Source organism: Shewanella sp. BC20 (assembly GCF_003129585.1).
GTDB classification, from domain to species: Bacteria; Pseudomonadota; Gammaproteobacteria; order Enterobacterales; family Shewanellaceae; genus Shewanella; species Shewanella seohaensis.
Genome location: NZ_NHRI01000007.1, coordinates 61,124 through 78,771, shown reverse-complemented (window position 1 = coordinate 78,771; position 17,648 = coordinate 61,124). Strand labels below are relative to the sequence as shown.

10 protein-coding genes are annotated in these 17,648 nt (G+C 45.5%); 7 read left to right on the top strand and 3 right to left on the bottom strand.

Annotation, left to right across the window (positions count from 1 at the left end; translation table 11 throughout):
- Positions 1 to 249: 249 nt before the first annotated feature.
- From prfB to CBX96_RS09310, 4 genes are all read left to right on the top strand, one after another.
- A protein-coding gene (gene prfB, locus CBX96_RS09325) for a peptide chain release factor 2 (RefSeq protein WP_161629216.1) occupies positions 250 to 1,348 on the top strand; the annotation gives its coding sequence in 2 pieces (ribosomal slippage) (positions 250 to 324 and positions 326 to 1,348; 1,098 coding nt in all).
- A gap of 29 nt (positions 1,349 to 1,377) precedes the next feature.
- Entirely contained in the window at positions 1,378 to 2,880 is a 1,503-nt protein-coding gene (gene lysS / locus CBX96_RS09320) for a lysine--tRNA ligase (protein ID WP_086902673.1), read from the top strand.
- 376 nt (positions 2,881 to 3,256) lie between these two features.
- Positions 3,257 to 4,213 carry a D-alanyl-D-alanine endopeptidase gene (gene pbpG, locus CBX96_RS09315; RefSeq protein ID WP_011621623.1) on the top strand — a complete coding sequence of 319 codons (957 nt, stop codon included), beginning with the start codon at positions 3,257 to 3,259 and terminating at the stop codon, positions 4,211 to 4,213.
- Between the two features lie 454 nt (positions 4,214 to 4,667).
- Positions 4,668 to 6,230 carry a rhomboid family intramembrane serine protease gene (locus tag CBX96_RS09310; RefSeq protein WP_109286492.1) on the top strand — a complete coding sequence of 521 codons (1,563 nt, stop codon included), beginning with the start codon at positions 4,668 to 4,670 and terminating at the stop codon, positions 6,228 to 6,230.
- Between the two features lie 87 nt (positions 6,231 to 6,317).
- Here the strand turns inward: CBX96_RS09310 and CBX96_RS09305 are convergent, their stop codons facing one another.
- From CBX96_RS09305 to CBX96_RS09295, 3 genes are all read right to left on the bottom strand, one after another.
- Entirely contained in the window at positions 6,318 to 8,627 is a 2,310-nt protein-coding gene (locus CBX96_RS09305; RefSeq protein WP_109286491.1) for a toxin-antitoxin system YwqK family antitoxin, read from the bottom strand.
- A 160-nt stretch (positions 8,628 to 8,787) separates the two neighbouring features.
- Complete coding sequence (locus tag CBX96_RS09300; protein ID WP_109286490.1) at positions 8,788 to 10,521, bottom strand: toxin-antitoxin system YwqK family antitoxin; 1,734 nt, start codon at positions 10,519 to 10,521, stop codon at positions 8,788 to 8,790.
- Between the two features lie 9 nt (positions 10,522 to 10,530).
- The gene (locus CBX96_RS09295; protein WP_109286489.1) at positions 10,531 to 12,819 is read right to left on the bottom strand and encodes a hypothetical protein; all 2,289 of its coding nucleotides are present in this window, start codon (positions 12,817 to 12,819) and stop codon (positions 10,531 to 10,533) included.
- 271 nt (positions 12,820 to 13,090) lie between these two features.
- Between CBX96_RS09295 and CBX96_RS09290 the strand changes: the two genes are divergently transcribed.
- The 3 genes from CBX96_RS09290 (at position 13,091) to CBX96_RS09275 (ending at position 17,424) form a co-directional block, all read left to right on the top strand.
- The gene (locus tag CBX96_RS09290) at positions 13,091 to 14,053 is read left to right on the top strand and encodes a dienelactone hydrolase family protein (protein ID WP_109286488.1); all 963 of its coding nucleotides are present in this window, start codon (positions 13,091 to 13,093) and stop codon (positions 14,051 to 14,053) included.
- Positions 14,054 to 14,903: 850 nt separating this feature from the next.
- Positions 14,904 to 15,323: a hypothetical protein gene (locus CBX96_RS09280; RefSeq protein ID WP_109286486.1), complete on the top strand. Its 420-nt coding sequence runs from the start codon at positions 14,904 to 14,906 to the stop codon at positions 15,321 to 15,323.
- A 370-nt stretch (positions 15,324 to 15,693) separates the two neighbouring features.
- Entirely contained in the window at positions 15,694 to 17,424 is a 1,731-nt protein-coding gene (locus CBX96_RS09275) for a DUF262 domain-containing protein (RefSeq protein WP_109286485.1), read from the top strand.
- Positions 17,425 to 17,648 lie beyond the last annotated feature (224 nt).

Genomic DNA, 17,648 nt, shown 5'->3' with positions numbered 1-17,648 from the left:
AATTTATGTTTGAACGCGGCGTTAAACGGGTTATTTCATGTAGGATCACAGTCTTAACTCGGCATTGTCTGTTAATCTGCTGGCGCCAGCGGTGCTTTTTAGGCTGATAAAATCGCCCTGAAGTGTCAACACGCCCTAGGTTTACAGCCGTTGTTAGGTTAAAATGCGCGGTTGCAAATACTGTTAATCGCCGCCTCCTTTGATGGAAAATCCATTGAAACGGCAAAAATAAAGCGAAGTTGAAAATCCATGTTTGAAGTTAATCCAGTAAAATTCAAAATTAAGGAGCTTGCCGAGCGTACGCAGCTTCTTAGGGGGTATCTTTGACTACGATGCTAAGCATGAGCGTCTAGAAGAAGTCAGCCGTGAACTTGAAAGTTCTGAGGTGTGGAACGAGCCAGAACGTGCTCAAGCCCTAGGTAAAGAGCGCGCCAGCCTCGAAGCCGTAGTCAAAACTATCGATGATATGGACGCTGGTCTCGAAGACGTTGAAGGTCTGCTAGAGCTTGCCATCGAAGAAGAAGACGAAGACACCTTCAATGAAACCACCAAAGAGCTGGATTATTTAGAGAGCCGTTTGGCCGAACTCGAATTCCGCCGTATGTTCTCTGGTCAACATGATGCCTCCGATTGTTACTTAGACATTCAATCGGGCAGTGGCGGTACTGAGGCGCAAGACTGGGCCAACATGGTACTGCGTATGTACCTGCGTTGGGGCGAAGCCCACGGATTCAGCCCTGAGCTGATGGAAGTCACCGACGGTGACGTCGCCGGTATTAAGGGCGCGACCATTAAATTCACCGGTGAGTATGCTTTCGGTTGGTTACGTACCGAGACGGGCGTGCATCGTTTAGTGCGTAAATCGCCATTCGACTCATCGGGTCGTCGCCATACCTCTTTCTGCTCGGTATTCGTTTACCCAGAGATTGATGACGATATCACCATCGATATCAATCCTGCTGACTTACGTATCGATGTATACCGCGCCTCGGGAGCGGGTGGTCAGCACGTTAACCGAACCGAATCTGCGGTACGTATTACCCACTTACCGACCAACACGGTAGTGCAGTGCCAGAACGACCGTTCACAGCACAAGAACAAAGATTCGGCGATGAAACAGTTAAAAGCCAAACTGTTCGAATTAGAAATGCATAAGCAAAATGCGGAAAAGCAAGCCGCCGAAGATGCCAAGTCTGACATCGGTTGGGGCAGCCAGATCCGTTCTTATGTATTAGATGATTCCCGTATTAAAGACTTACGCACTAGCGTGGAGACGCGCAATACCCAAGCGGTACTCGATGGCGATCTGGACAAGTTTATCGAAGCCAGTTTGAAATCAGGGCTGTAATTAATTCAAAGGTATAGACGAGAAATAAGATGACTGAACAAGTACAAGATGAAAACAAACTGATTGCCGAGCGTCGTGCCAAGCTAGAAAGCATTCGCCCGAACTGCAGCGCTAATGCTCACCCTAATACTTTCCGTCGCACCCACAAAGCGGCTGAGTTGCAGGAAAAATACGGTCAAAACACTAAGGAAGAACTCGAAGCCTTAGGTTTTAAAACCAGCATCGCTGGCCGTATCATGGCAAAACGTGGCCCATTCCTGGTGATCCAAGACGTGTCTGGTCGTATCCAAGCTTACGCTGAAAAGGGCGTTCAAGCGGATCTGAAGGATAAATACCAAGGTCTGGATATCGGTGACATCATCGGCGTAACGGGTCAGTTGCACTTGTCTGGTAAAGGCGATCTGTACGTGAACATGGAAGAGTACCAACTGCTGACTAAAGCACTGCGTCCTCTGCCAGAAAAATTCCACGGCCTGACCGACCAAGAAACTCGTTATCGCCAACGTTATGTGGACTTAATCGTTAACGAAGAATCTCGTCAAGCCTTCGTTATGCGTTCAAAAGTGGTTGCTGCTATCCGTAACTTCATGATCAAAAAAGAGTTCATGGAAGTTGAAACTCCAATGATGCACGTGATCCCAGGCGGCGCTTCAGCCCGTCCATTTATCACTCACCACAATGCGCTGGATATGCCAATGTACCTGCGTATCGCGCCAGAGTTATACCTCAAGCGTTTAGTGGTAGGTGGTTTTGAGCGTGTGTTCGAAATCAACCGTAACTTCCGTAACGAAGGTCTGTCGCCACGCCATAACCCAGAATTCACTATGATGGAATTCTATATGGCCTATGCAGACTACAAAGATCTGATGGACTTAACCGAAGAACTGTTAAGCTCTATCGCGATTGAACTGTTAGGCAGCGCGCAAATGCCATACGGCGAGCACACTGTTGATTTCGGTGGTCCATATGCCCGTTTAAGCATGTTAGAAGCGATTCAGAAGTACAATCCTGACAACGCAACTATCCAAGCCATGACCTACGAGCAAGTGAAAGATCTTGAATTCATGCGTGAACTGGCGATCAGCCTAGGCATCAAGATCGAGAAGTTTTGGACCTGTGGTCAGTTATTAGAAGAAATCTTCGGTGAAACCGCTGAATGGCAGCTAATGCAACCGACTTTCATCACTGGCTACCCAGCGGACATTTCGCCACTGGCACGTCGTAACGATGACAATCACTTCATCACTGACCGTTTTGAATTCTTCATCGGTGGCCGTGAAGTCGCTAACGGTTTCAGCGAGTTAAACGATGCTGAAGACCAAGACAGCCGCTTTAAGGCGCAGGTTGATGCGAAAGACGCGGGTGACGACGAAGCCATGTTCTACGATGCAGACTACATCACTGCACTGGAACACGGTTTACCACCAACAGCGGGTCAAGGTATCGGTATCGACCGTTTAGTGATGCTATTCACTAACACTCACACTATCCGTGACGTGATCCTGTTCCCAGCAATGCGCCCACAAGCCTAAGCCTTATTGGGGTTGTTGATTAAACGTTAGCCCCAACAGCGCATAAAGCAATCATAAAAAAACCAGCCTAATGGCTGGTTTTTTTATGGCTGTGATATTTTTATGTGTAAAGCTTTTGAATCATTTCACTATAAAAAAGTGATTTTATAGGTTTAGTTACTGCTAGTGGCTATGCCTATGGATCGCGCTGCTTAGTTATTCATTTATGCTAATGTTTTACGCTGTTATTTTTCATTCATTTTTTAATGTAAAAAGTGCTGATATTACTGATAAAAGTCGATGGGGATTCTATTCCTTTTTCCACAGACCTCTTATACTTAGCTTCAACCTTGTGCGTAGCACATTCGACTTATTTTAACGACTCAGTGAAATCTACATGAAGATCCCTTCTCTGCTTGGTAGTTTTATCTTGGTATGCAGCAGTTTAACTGTTGCCGCGACAGCGCATTCTGCCGATTCGGCTTCTGTCACTACAAAAAGCACCGCCACGGCGAAAAAAGCCCCTGCAAAACAGCAGGAAGTGGCCGCCAATAGTGCGCTGGTGGTGGATCTAAAAACCAACGAAATTCTCTATTCCAGTAATCCCGATGCCGTAAGGCCCATTGCCTCAGTGACTAAACTGATGACCGCCATGGTGACCTTAGATGCTAAGTTGCCTATGGATGAAAAGCTTGCCATCAATATCAATGACACTAAGGAAATGCGCGGTGTCTACTCTCGAGTGCGTATCGGCAGTGAAATTAGCCGTAAAGATATGTTATTGCTGACATTAATGTCATCAGAAAACCGTGCTGCGGCGAGTCTTGCCCACCATTATCCCGGTGGTCATAAGGCCTTTATTAAGGCGATGAACGCTAAGGCTAAAGCCCTAGGTATGAAGAATACTCGTTATGTGGAGCCGACTGGGCTGTCAGAGAAAAACGTTTCGAGTGCCCGCGATCTGGTGGTGTTACTCAAGGCCAGCGAAGGCTATCCCATGTTAGGTCAGTTAAGCTCGACCGAAAAGAAAACCGTCACCTTTGGTAAACCTAAGTACAGCCTCGACTTTAGAAACACTAACCGTTTGGTTTACAAAGATAACTGGAATATTCATCTCACTAAAACCGGCTTTACCAATGAAGCAGGCCATTGTTTAGTAATGCGTACCGAAATGGCTAAACGCCAAGTGGCCTTTGTGGTACTCGATGCCTATGGTAAATACACCCATATGGCGGATGCCAACCGTTTACGTAACTGGTTAGAAACAGGCAAAGTGACTCCTATCCCAGCCGAAGCTAAGCAGTATAAAAAGCAGCGCAGCCAACAGCAGTTTGCCAAAGTCAGCGAGACCTAAGCATGCATTAATTGCTTATCCACTCAACAAAAAGGCCAGAATCGTTCTGGCCTTTTTGTTGTCATTTTTCTAGCACTTTTGTTGTAGGGGATTGATTGGCTTCACTAATACCAATCGTATTAAATATCTGTTCATTCAGCGGGAGTTAAACGGGCTTTAGACAAGGCGAAGGCTTGAAGGCATAGTGGCGCTCTGTCGAAAGCCTTAAACGCAGTATAAAGTACGTTTAACCCCGCCCTTGGGGAGTCTCACTGGCATCTCACTCCCGTGTTACATTGACTTAAAAGGGAATAACCATTTCTTCGTCAATGCGCCTTGGATTGAGATGCCTGTGAGGCTCTGAACTGATTAGATATTTAATGTGATTGGTATAAAACCAAGCAATCATCCCGCTAAGGGTGCGTTGTGTGGCGATACGCCGTATCATTGGCGGGATTTTTCTCTCAAGGATGATATGCGTGTGGCGTTAATCTTAAAAAAACTCCAGTTGATCTATGTGCCCTTTATACTGCTCAGCCTGCTATTTGTCTTAGGTTACAGCTTGCTCCATTGGTTGTTGATTATCGAGTTCCAACTGCTGAGCATTGACGAATCGATTATCAATTTCTGGTTGCCGCTGATATTGCCTTGGCCCTTACTGTTTTTCTACTTAAGACCTCGGCTTAAGTTATTCCGTTTTACCAAGAGTAATAGCCGTTTTATCTATTTTGTGATTGCCGTGCTGTTGCTGGCCGTACCCACTATCGTGGCGCAGGAATACCTTAATAGCGCAACGGGCAAGTTGACTCAACTCGAGTCCATCAATGCACTATTGCATCAGCCGCAGACCAAGTATTACCAATTAAATCAGTTTTATATCGACAAAAAACACATAGGGGTGCAGCGCAATATTGAGCCCATAGGCAAGGGCAACAGTGAGCTGCGCATGAGTCTGTATATTGCGATGCCAATTTTCGCTAAACGTAACGAGAGTTGGCGGGTCGGTGCTAAGGCCTTGGCATGGTATGGCAAAGTTTATGAGAAAACGATCAGTAATCGACTCGAACAACAGGAGAAAGAAGCGCTATTTCAAGAGTTTATTCATCATAGCCAACAAGAGTTTAATGCCTTAAATCCTGATGACTTTATCTATCTTGACCGTATCGGCCCGTCGAACCGTTACAGTCAGTTACTCACCGCAGCCCAAAAAAGCTCAGTCTACTTCGAGGGGTATCAAACCGTCTTGATGCCAGTGAATCAACCCTTCGAGGCGCGTAATGGTCATAAACTGGCGTGGATTATCGCTTGGTTAAGCTTTGGGGCCATTCTGTGGTTGTTGATGAGTCTGATGTTAAAGCTGGATGAAACACAGGCGTCTAAGGCGGCACAGCTAAGCCTAGAAAAACCTAAGGCGGAGCTGTATGGCTTTTTAGCCGAATTTAAACCTCGGCAGGGCTTTGTTATCACGCCTATCTTGCTCTATATCAACAGCTTGATATTTGTATTGATGGCCTTTGCCAGTCAACACTTTATCGCTTTTCCAAACAGCGTGTTACTCGATTGGGGTGCAAACCTTCGGCAGTTGGTGCTTGAGCAGCAAGTTTGGCGTTTACTCAGTAATGTGTTTTTGCATGGCGGCCTGATGCATTTGGTTTTTAATTTATATGGGCTGTTTTTTGCGGGGATGTTTTTGGAGCCTCTGCTGGGTAAATGGCGTTTACTCGGGGTCTACTTATGTTGTGGTTTAGTGGCGAGTATTGCCAGTATTAGCTGGTATGAGGCGATGATCAGTATCGGTGCCTCGGGCGCCATTATGGGATTATTTGGGGTGTTGATCATGTGGATTTGGTTAGGCTTATTGCCCTTGGCGGACAATATGCCACTCGCCCTGAATCTGACCCTATTTGTTACTGCAAGTCTTGTGATGGGGCTCTTTGGCGGTGTGGATAATGCCGCGCACCTAGGTGGTTTAGGGAGTGGTTTGTTATTGGGATGCGTTTTACTGCCAACGCGAAAGGCGGCCATACAGCATAAATGACAGCCTAAGGTGATTGCTGAAGCTGACCGTAAACAGGCAGCTTCAGCAATCTTTAAACACTGAGGGTTGAATCGAAACGGTAAGCTATTAGAAATGCTCGGTATTAATCAACTTACCGAGCTGATCGTAGTGGCTCCAATCCCCTGCTTGGCGGTCGGCGATATAGCTGCCTTCACTGCGTTTTTCGCCATTGGGCCAAAACTGTTGCCATAAACCTTCCCTGCGATCCTTAAGGTAAGAGCCTTGTTCGGCGAGTTTGCCATTGGTGTGGTAATAGCTGGCATTGCCTTCCTTCTGGCCTTTTAGCCAAGTTTCACTCAGTTTAGGTTTACCATTTTGGTGGTATTCCCTGCGCTCGCCGTCGAGTTCGCCTTTAGTGTATTGGGCTTCGAGTTTGAGCTGGCCATTGCTGTAATACTCTTTGCTGCTGCCATGCTGCTGATTATCTAAAAATTCGCTGCTGGCGGCTAAAATGCCATCCTCATACCAGCTTTCCCACAGTCCTGTTTGCTGACCTTTATCCATAGTGCCGCTCAGTTTGAGCTGGCCATTGTTAGGATAATATTCGGCATAGGTGCCCGTTTTATCATTGTTATCATAGGTTTCTAAACGATAAACCACTTGCTTAAAGCTGTAGTACTCGCTTGTGCCGTTACGTTTATTATCCTTCCAATGGGTTTTCTGACTGATATTGCCCTCGGGGATCGCGCCATAGGTTGGGTCTTTGGCTTCATAGCGGTAATCAATCCAGAGACCAGTTTTTTGATTATCCTCATATTGGCCAGTGACGCGGCGGCGACCTTGGTAATACTCGGCATAATTGCCATTGAGTTTGCCGTTAACAAAGGTCTGTTCTTTTTGTTTTTGCCCCTGTTGATATTGGATCCACAGTCCTTCTTTTACGCCGCTTTGATAATCTCCTTCCTCATTGAGATCGCCATTGTAGTACCAACGACTAAAGTGGCCATCGAGGGGATAGCTATTGCTGTTATCCGCTTTCGTGTGGGGATAGTGGGCGAGTTCTCTTGGCTTGCCATTGTCGTAAAAGGATTCGTATTTACCGACCCACGCGCCTTCGATGCGCTCACCGCGTTCATTCACCGAGCCATCCTCATAGTAGGATTCGGAGCGGCCAGTGAGTTTGCCATCGACGTACACATCTAAGCTGCGGAGCTGGCCATTAGTGTGGTAACGACGGAATTCTCCGTCCCGTTGACCTAGCTTCCATACCTCTGCGGTTTGCAGTTTACCGCCGTTATAGCGTTCAAATAACCCATCTTTCAAGCCCATGTTGTAGCTGCTTTTTTCGATAAGATTACCGTCCGCATCATAACGCTCAGATGGGCCATGCAAGGGGTATTGACCATTATCGGCCAGTTGCGAGTTCTGATAGGTTCGCAGCTCTTTCAGTTGGCCGTTGGGATGGAAATACTTTTGCGTGCCAGCGAGCATATCCTGCTTATAGTTCAAATCGCTGGTCAGCACACCCTCAAGGTTAAAGTATTGCTGGCGTCCCTCTAGTACATCGTTGAGGTATTGCTCCTCCACTTGGAGTTTGCCCAGTTCGTTGAATTGTTGGCATTTACCGTGGCGAAGCCCGGCTTGATAGTGGCACAGGCTTGCCAGTTCGCCATTGGGATAAAAGGTGCGTTCTTCACCCTCGAGTTTATCGAGATTAAATTGGCTGGCACTGGCCTTAGTGCCATCGTCGAAAAAGGTTTCCCATAAACCTTGGCGGCGGCCATCGGCATCGAAGCGGCCACTTACAACGACTTGACCCTCGGCATTTTGCTCGAGGTAGGGGCCTGAGAGTTGGTTATTAGCGTAGGTTTGGCTTTGGGATAGAGTGCCGTTTTCATAAAAGCTTTCCCATTTACCGTGGCGAAGGTTATCGAGGTAGCTTTCTTGCGCCTGTAATTTGCCACTCGGGAAGAAACGTTTTACTTGGGACTTTTGGCCATTTTTATAGAGGGTGCTTTGGGTAACATTGCCCGTGGCGCTAAATTCCTTCCATTCGCCAACCGGAACCCCCTTGGCAAATTGCTGCTCCTCGGTCATGGCGCCATCTAAGTCGAACAGTCGCCAGGTGCCATCTTGGTAACCGAGTTGATAGTTACCTTCGACAATTCTGCTGTTATTACTATGAAATACTTGCCATTTTCCATTCGGTATCCCCTGCGAAAATTGCCCTAAAGTATAACCTTGGTTATCGCGAACGATGGCGATATCACCATTTAAGGGCATGCCCGTGGCGAGATTGTAATAGCTGGGAATACCGTCCTGCTGGCGAATTTCGACCATCATGGAGGAGAGGTTTTGCGCCGCCTGAGCATGGACGCCGACTAGGCTGCTCCCGGCAATGGCGAGGCTAATAAAGCGAAATGGCGAGTTGTACATGCTGATCCCTTGCTGTGGATCTTAGGGCCGCGCAATGGGCGGCCAGTATAAGAATCCTAACGTTTACACTATGTTGATGCTGTACACTTTGGCCGAGTGCACGGCGAGTTAGTTTACGCGATTGGCGTTAAGCTAAACAGCTTAACGCCACTTGCTTTCGTCAATAAAAAGGAAACACGCTATCTTCAACGGGTAAGACGGGCGGCGGTGTTTCCTGATTTAAAAACTGGCCGTGATTGTAATGATTAATCACCTGTATCGAGCCATTATTCTCAAACTGGTATTGCTTACCATGCAAGTTACCTTGGTCGTCATAGCTAGCAATTTCAAGCACATAATCCTCGACTGTACGCAGTTCCCAGTGGCCGACTTGCTTACCCTTGTCGAAGCGACCATGCCAAGAGCGTCTTTCAGGATTCGGGCTTGGGCGATATTGGAATTCGTTATCGGTGAATACCCAATCGCCTTGGCGCAGTTCATTAAGGTATTCGCCTTTTTCGTACACTTGGCCATTGCTGGCGTAACGCTGGACTAAACCATCGGGTTTGCCATGTTTAAAGTGCATGGATTCAAGCAACTGCCCTGAGTTGGTCTTGTTGAGATATTCACCGTGGAGCTGGCCATTATCATCGTGGCTATAGGTGATAGTGGCGTCATCTTGAAATTTCTTCCAAGTGCCTGCTTGTTTATCCTTGGCATACTGGCCTTGCTCTACCAGCTGACTTTTGCCCGTGGCAGGCTCAATTTTTACCGTCTCATAGGCGCCTTCACGCTTACCCGCCTGATAATATTCACGGGTGAGGGTGATGACATCGTTGTAGTCGAAGGATTTGATTTGTAAGCCATTCAATTGCTTATTGAGTAGCTCCTGACGCTCGATTAACAAGCCTTGTTTGAAGGTTTCAGAAAGCGACCCGTTTTTGAGTTTGTCCTCTTCTTGAGTCTCAATCAATTGGCCGTCGCGATAGCGCTGCTGTTTGCGATAAACCCAGCGATTACCTTGGTATTTGCTGTCGGCGGTGCGTTTTATCACACCCTTGTCATCGTATTCGATGGACTGGATGACGTCGCCCTTATCGTTGGTCACTTCCTTTAATTTGAGCTGGCCATTTTCAAAATAAGTAAGCTGCTCACCGACCTTATAATTCTGTTGATACTGGAAGTGCTCCTCTACCTTGCCATTGTCAAAATAGCTGAAATAGTCGCCGTGTTTTTTATCTTTAAACCACTCTTGGGTCGAGATGACTTGTCCATTCAGCCCCCAAGTGGTCTCAGTGCCTTGCAGTAGACCATCAACCTTATGCTCCTCTCGATTGAGCTTGCCTAGGTTAAAATATTGGCTCACACAGGTAGGGTCATGGCAGATTTTGGCGGTGACTTCACCTTCTGGTCCAAAATGTTCGCTGATGCCGACTTCTTGGCCATCTTTAAAGGTGGTTTTGTAGCGGATATTGCCGCCATTCCAATAACCCGTTTCTAGGCCTTGTTTCACACCATTTTCATAGTGTGACTCAGTATATAACTGACCCGTGGCAATGTACTTTTTGATGACGCCATCAAGCTGACCTTGCGCGTTACGAAAGCCCTGTTCGTAGGGTTTTCCATCGTCGAAGTTACATTGATAAGGTCCGCGAAATTGCTCGCTAGTGAGTGCCTTACCAATATTTTTATCGGCGATGGCCGTTGAGCAGAAAAGCCTATTCTTCTCTTTGTAGTAAACCTCGATCTTGTAGTAACCATCAGTCTGATCAACGGGTTGCTCAAAATAGTACAGAGCCTTTTTTTCATCCTTTATGACATTCCAATTGGCATCGAGTAATACCTTTTCCGCATTGGCATGGGTACTGATGAGGGCGAGCGCTCCTAGGAGCAGTTTTACAGTAAATGGACGCATAACCGCTCCTTAAGGCAAAGGTTTAAAGGTGAATTCATAGGGAATATCGACGGCTTCTTGGGAGATAGTCATATAACTCACCTTAGCGGCGGCGCCTGTGACACTTAAATAGCGGCCATCTAACAGCACCTCATCAATCCTATACTCAGTCTCTTCGGGCAAACGAATCGTTAGTGGCTTGCCTTGAGCATTCTCGACTCTAATGTAATTGGGTAAATCTTTGCTCGGCTCCTTGCCATAACCCGTATCGGTCAGCCAGGTTTGCAAATCGATTAACCAAGGACGCTCGGTGACAGATTGCGGCAAGGTTTGCCAGTGGATATCGCCTTTGCAATGGATAGTGCCTTGAATGCGCTTATCGTAGAAGTACTGGCGCACGCGGTCGGGTGTCATCAAATGGTAAGCCGCGCCTTCGGGCCCATTGGGCACAAACTGCCAAGCCACAGTCTGTGTGCCTTCATTAAAGCCTTGTTCTATTTCGGGCTTACAGGCCGTCGCTAACGCGGCAGACATGGGGATATACAAGTTGTGGCCATTTTCAGTTGCCGTTTTTATATCTTTCACCGCACTGATTTCTGGCTTGGACGAGGCCAGCTTATCCGAGAAGGGGTCGCCGATGCTGACGCTGCCAAACTCGCTCAGGGGATTGGCAAGATTTTGGTTGTACTCGGCTTCGGGAACAAAACGGATCTGCTTGCTTTGGCTGAGCTCAGGTTGGGGTTGACTCGTTACTAACACTAAGGTTTTTGGGATTTCGTCTAACTTAAGCAGCAGTGCGTTGGTGGTCAGCGGATGACTATCATTGGCACTGGTCAATTCCGTTAGCAGTTCTTTATCGGTCAGGGTGAGCCACTTAGGATATTCTGATTCGGGGCTGGCATAGGCCATTTTGCCTGTTAACTGCTGAAGACCGAGGTGGATCTTGTGGCTGTCGCTCTGCTTGATGACTACTTTAAATAGCTTAGCGTTGGCATCTAGGGGCTGAATCGTGAGGCTGGCATCGCCAAAGGTATAGGGCGTAGCGAGCAGTTCGTCCCAGGATTTATCGATGATGCTATTCGCCTCGGGAACCAAGGTGAGCTTAGCGTTGATATAACTTATCCGCTTGAGTTTATCGGCGGTGTTATCCCACCCCGTGGCGATAATATTGGTCGACGACTCAATGTTGCGGCTGAAATTGACCGCCGCCCCCGTGCTGTGTTGCCAGAAGTCGAGATCTAACGCTTTTCCGCTCTCATCAAAGGCGGTGATGTCCTCATAGCGCATATTGCCGACCACATATTGCGGACTCATGGCATGCACAAAGCGCAGTTGGATCTCCTCGGGAGTATCGCTGCCCCAGTCGCCAATATTATCAATAATCCCTTGGTGATCAGCTAATAAGGATTGGATAAATGCCTTGTCGATAGGCTTGTATTCCCGCGGCACATCGCTGATGGGATAAAGCTCTTTTTGCTTATCATCTATATCCCGCTCGGCATCGTAGTTGTCATCGGCATACCAAAGCAGGCTCATCACATCGGGGCGATCCTTAGGTGCCATAACGATGCGCTGGACAAAGGTTTTACCCCGCTGTTCATCCTGTTTAAACAGTGCCATGCTCTCTAACCAACCGGTTTTACGGTTAAGCTCGAACTTGCCGTAAACCTTAAGATGACTGTTTTCGCCCGGTTGCTGTTTAGTCTGCAACAAAGCCTGCAATCTATCGTCGCTCACTTGTTCAACCGTCCAGATTAACCGCTCATCCATGGGGGCGCTGGTGCTATAACCCACGCGGGGCTCAAGCTGCACGGGCAGGGTAGGCGATTGCTCAAGTAGGGACTTAAGGCTCGTCCAGCGGTTAAACAGCTCGGCGATATCCTTCTCCTCTATCTTGGTAACGGGCGTAAGCCGATTGTTGTCACCATTTTTCAGTTCGAGATTAAAGCCCGCTTGAATGATGGAGGTGAGTTCTTTGCCGCTGTTTTTCGGATCGATATTGCTGATGGGGATAGGCAGGCCGCGATCGCTTAATTGCATCAGGCTCGGCTGAACGAAGAAGTGGGCATCATTGGTTAATGGGGTAGTTAAGCTGGTCGCTTTACCTTGAGCATCCTGCAACTGGTAATTCAGTAGCACGCGCCCCTGCATGTGCTTTTGGGTTTCGATACCATCATTGATGCTGAGGGTCGAAATCACCTGATATTCGCGTGCGCTGGGGATGCCCCCCGATTTATTGGAGCCAGCGCTATCGCACGCCGTTAATCCCAAGGTGAGCGTGAGACTGGTACAAATTACCCTGCATATCCCTATAGCCATTTGAACTCCATCGGCAACTTATGTTATTGAAATGTAAATCTATTAATCTAAAAATTGGCGACATTATACACAAAAAATCCTCTAGGGAATAAAAAGCTCATGCCAATTTGGGGGCAAGATCAGTCGTAAGTTTGCATGATGAATAGTGGTTTAAGGAGAGAAAGCCGATTGCCCTGATAAGGCTTCATCCTTTACTCTTGTTAACGCCGCTAGATAACTCACAAGCTAGGGAAGATAAACCTGTGGTAGCTTGTTCAATGGAGAAAGAACGATGAGCCCACAACCCAAGTCCGATAATAACGCGCATGCTTCGCAGCCTATCCCGCAGGAGGCCTTTGATTGGTACGATGAATATGCCCACGGCATCATCGACCGCCGCGAGTTTATGGCTCGCCTCGCCGGTCTTGTGGCACTGGGGTTTACCATGACAACGCTCACTGGCGCACTCATGCCCAACTATGCCTTAGCCGAACAAGTCTCCTTTAACGATTCCAGCATTCAAGCCAGTTATGTGAAGTTTCCCTCCCCCGAGGGCTATGGCGAAGGGCGCGGCTATTTAGTGATGCCAGCTTCTATGCTTATTCCCGGTAAAGAGGCGGGCGATCCTAAGACCTTAGACCCCACTAAAAAAGCCCCTGTGGTGTTAGTGGTGCATGAAAATCGTGGCCTGAATCCCTATATCGAAGATGTGGCCCGCCGCTTAGCGGCCAAGGGTTACATCGCCTTCGCCCCCGATGCGCTTTACAGCCTCGGCGGTTATCCCGGTAATGACGATGCGGGCCGCGCCATGCAAGCCAGCCTCGACAGAGCCAAAATCGAGCAGGATTTTATCGCTGCCGCCCGTTTTTTAAAGGCGCATCCCCAGAGTAATGGCAAACTCGGCGCCGTCGGTTTCTGCTTTGGTGGCTACATAGTAAATATGATCGCCGCCAGCATTCCCGATGAACTCGCGGCTGGCGTGCCTTTTTATGGTACCCCTGCGGCAACAGAGCTTCGCAGCCGAGTCACAGGCCCGCTGATGTTGCAATTTGCCGCTTTAGATCAACGGATTAACGACACTTGGGCCGATTACGAAATCCAATTAAAGGCTAACAAGGCCGAGTATATTGCCTACCTCTATCCCAATGTGAATCATGGTTTCCATAACGATTCCACCGCCCGCTACGATGAGCCAACCGCCGAGCTCGCATGGGCAAGAACCTTGGATTTCTTTGGGAAGTACCTACAAGGTTAGGGGTTGCCGAATTGCAAAAGGGAATTTTGGGATGCGGGGGCACATTTGCTGCGGCCTTTCGGCCGAGATATGTTTAAAGTCGTGGGTCTTCAACCCACACCCGATGATATTGCTGGTTCGCTTGGTATCGCGAACTGGCAATTGTGTCGCTGCAAAGTAACTTTGTAACTCATTGCCTGCCGCAGGCTTTTGCACTGTTACACCAGTGACACGCCGTGAATGCGTCCCTGTAGGCTCTACTAAAACATCCATGTTTTAGAAGGTCACTGGTGCAACAGTGCCACTTCTGGCGTTCCCATTAGCAGTGGTGTTGTGGGTTTGCTCATAAAAGCTATGTGCCAAGATTAGTCATCACTTAACTAGTTAATTTGTAATGTGAAAGTGGTAGACAGATATTAAACAGAACGTTATCTTAGGTTTTTAACAAGGATGAAACTTAATCGTGACCTCGGTTCAGTTCACTTGCATCAGGAAGATGTATCTTTATCTCGCAAGAAACGCCTCCTGAACTATCCAGCCCTTACCATGATTGGCTAATGACCGTTAGCCAAGTGCGGTAGCTATGGGAAAGCTTTGTCGAACGACAAAGTTAAAACGTTTTGATAGTGCTGCTTTGCTGGGCGCTGCTAATTAGCAATGTTATCTCTGCCGATTATCAGTGTAGCTAATTGCCTGCCGCAGGCTTTTGCACTGTTACACCAGTGACACGCCGTAAATACATCCCTGTAGGCTCTACTAAAACATCCATGTTTTAGAAGGTCACTGGTGCAACAATGCCAATTCGGGTGTATCCCGTAGTATTTATGTTTTCTGATGAAAAGAGCTGTTCAGAATAGAAATGGATTTTGGAATGAAATCAGTTTTACAAATTACCTTAGGGATCTTGCTAGCGAGCTTGGTTACTTTGTTAGTTCGAATTGGCTATCTAAGCTATGTCGAATATCGGGTTAAGCAAGAAATAAACGAAATCGCGCTACAGCAGCAACAGCGAGAAAAAGCTCATCAACAAGCTGTAAAAGAGCGTCAGCTTGCTGAATACCAACAGCAACAAATTGCAATTCAGCGGGCTGCGGAACAACGACGAATAGCACAACAAAACGAAGCGGCACGCATACGTAAAGCCGAAGCATGGCGCAAATACTATATCGTCCCTGAAGACTGCAAAAACTATAAGTCAGATGAACATATGGTTAACTGCCTAAACCATAAAGCCGATGCCAAAGCAGAATTTGATAGGGCATACGATTCAGGGGAATTAGTACTGCCGTAATAGAATCGTGGATATTTATCACGTGAAAAATGAGGATGGTATATTTTTTGGCCATAAAGTAATGGCTTTCCTGTTCTTTTGTGCTATTGCCGAAGGTATTCAAGCGGATATTTACAATAAAATGAGACAAAATTTAATGAGTTTAATGCTTATCTAAACGATCAATGTGTTGAAATCGAGGGGCATAATTCAGTTGACGAACTTCAAGTAATTGAAGCCCTCAGGCATATTGTTTTTTGGTTGAAAGCAAATGTAATAATTCAAGCAAGCCGGAAATCATGAGCAGTAATGCTGCTTAATGTATAACCTTAACATGTTCGTCATTGATTAATGACAAGCATATAATCTGAAAAATTTTAGAGTATATTCTATGCACTTTCAAGCCGATCCAGTAACAATCAATGCCCTGTTATCCGTTAATAAACAATATTTTATTCCTCGTTACCAACGTGACTTCTCTTGGACTAAAGAGAATATCGATGAACTATGGGCTGATTTGATTGGGAATATGCAAAAAGAAGAGAACTCGTTTATTTGTGAGGAATATTTTTTAGGTACTCTTGTTCTTGCTGGACGTGAAGAAGACTTTGAAGTCGAAGTTGTTGATGGTCAACAGCGATTAACTGTTATTACAATGTTTATTTCAGCAATTTGTAGAGCAATGAATGAGATAGGTGATGTTCGTGCTGCAAGCTCAACGTTCAGTACGTATATTAAAGCATCAGATAGGCGAGGTGTAGAATTCCCTAAATTAGATAAAAGATCTCAAACTAATTATTTTAAACTCGCAATTCAAGATTTACAAAGACATCCATCTGAACCAGAGTCAGAAGAGGACGAGTTAGTTAGATCTGCTTTTGCTCAAATTTCTAGGTTAATATCAAAACCATCATTAAAGAAGGCTTTAGGAATTGAAGATGAAATTGATAATCAAAGATATAGTGAATTGCTTAATCTGTTTCTAGATTTAATACTAGATCATTTAAAGGTTATCAGGGTAAACGTATTAAATAGTGATGATGCTTATACTATATTTGAAATTTTAAATGCAAGAGGAATTAATCTTAGCCCTATTGATTTGATTAAAAATAAAGTTCTACAAGAGTGGGTTAGTACATATCCAATTGATTTTGCTAAAACAAAATGGAATGAGATAATAAGGGAGCTATCATCTAGAGAAACACGAATTAGTTTAGAGGAATATTCCATAAATCATTGGACCACAAAGTTTGCATACACAAGTAAACGTAATATATATAAAGCTTTTAAAAAGCAATGGGATGCTGGAAATATAACATCTGAAAATTATCTCTTAGAGTTGCATGCTGATTGTAACGCTTATATAAAAATTTCAGTACCGTTACTCACTGATTGGCCGCAATCAGATCAGAGGGGGATATATAACTCACTAAATTCTTTAAGTATTTTCAATGTGAGTATTATGCGTTCGTTTTTACTTTCTTTATTCAAGGCAAGATCCAGAGGTTTTATAAAGCAAAGAAGGTTAATTCAAACATTAAATAAAATTGAAAACTTTCATTTTATGTTTAATGCAATTTGTAGTTTGCGCCCATCAGGTATTGAAGGTATATATGCAAAAAACGCAAGAAACTTGACATATGCCACAAATACAAGAGAGTGTAGTGAAATAATTGCAGATGTAATCCAGACGTTGGAAGAGAGAAAACCAACCAGAGAATACTTTATAAATAAATTTGTAGGACTACAGTTTTTAAATAAAAATACAAGTAATAAGAAACTGATACAATATATTTTTACTAAAATGGAAAGAAAACTACGTTCTACTAACGAATTTGAACCAAGCGATTTATCGCTGGAGCATATAAAAAATCAATCTGACCAGACTATTCCATTAGCTATTATCGGTTCTATTGGTAACTTGTTACCTATGGGTGAAATGATTAATGGTAATGCGGCAACAGTAGATTTTATTGCAAAAAAAATGGTATATCAAAATTCAAATTATTATGTTGTTCAAGAATTTTTGAATGGAAATCCACAAGATGAGTGGACTGAAGAATTAATAATGGCAAGAACACAAAATCTTGCTGAATATGCATATGATATTATATGGAGATAACATTGCATCCTTAATTGTCGGTACGATTAATAAATTTTTTATACTATTTATAAAGATATAATTTTTACTCTTTAATAGCTTACGGTTTTAGTAACTGGCCTTTTTAGGATATCATTCAGATAATCTTTACCAAACAAAAGAGATGGAACTGGCATAAATCTTTCAATGCGAAAAGTGAATTCTAATGCCAGAGAAGTTCACCTATCCCCTGCGAAGTTGCTGAA

What these genes read in the sequence shown, in the direction of transcription:
- CBX96_RS09280 (WP_109286486.1), top strand. Translation starts at nt 14,904, where the DNA reads ATGAAATCAGTTTTACAAATTACCTTAGGGATCTTGCTAGCGAGCTTG.
- CBX96_RS09310 (WP_109286492.1), top strand. Translation starts at nt 4,668, where the DNA reads ATGCGTGTGGCGTTAATCTTAAAAAAACTCCAGTTGATCTATGTGCCC.
- CBX96_RS09295 (WP_109286489.1), bottom strand. Translation starts at nt 12,819, where the DNA reads ATGGCTATAGGGATATGCAGGGTAATTTGTACCAGTCTCACGCTCACC.
- CBX96_RS09290 (WP_109286488.1), top strand. Translation starts at nt 13,091, where the DNA reads ATGAGCCCACAACCCAAGTCCGATAATAACGCGCATGCTTCGCAGCCT.
- lysS (WP_086902673.1), top strand. Translation starts at nt 1,378, where the DNA reads ATGACTGAACAAGTACAAGATGAAAACAAACTGATTGCCGAGCGTCGT.
- pbpG (WP_011621623.1), top strand. Translation starts at nt 3,257, where the DNA reads ATGAAGATCCCTTCTCTGCTTGGTAGTTTTATCTTGGTATGCAGCAGT.
- CBX96_RS09300 (WP_109286490.1), bottom strand. Translation starts at nt 10,521, where the DNA reads ATGCGTCCATTTACTGTAAAACTGCTCCTAGGAGCGCTCGCCCTCATC.
- CBX96_RS09305 (WP_109286491.1), bottom strand. Translation starts at nt 8,627, where the DNA reads ATGTACAACTCGCCATTTCGCTTTATTAGCCTCGCCATTGCCGGGAGC.
- CBX96_RS09275 (WP_109286485.1), top strand. Translation starts at nt 15,694, where the DNA reads ATGCACTTTCAAGCCGATCCAGTAACAATCAATGCCCTGTTATCCGTT.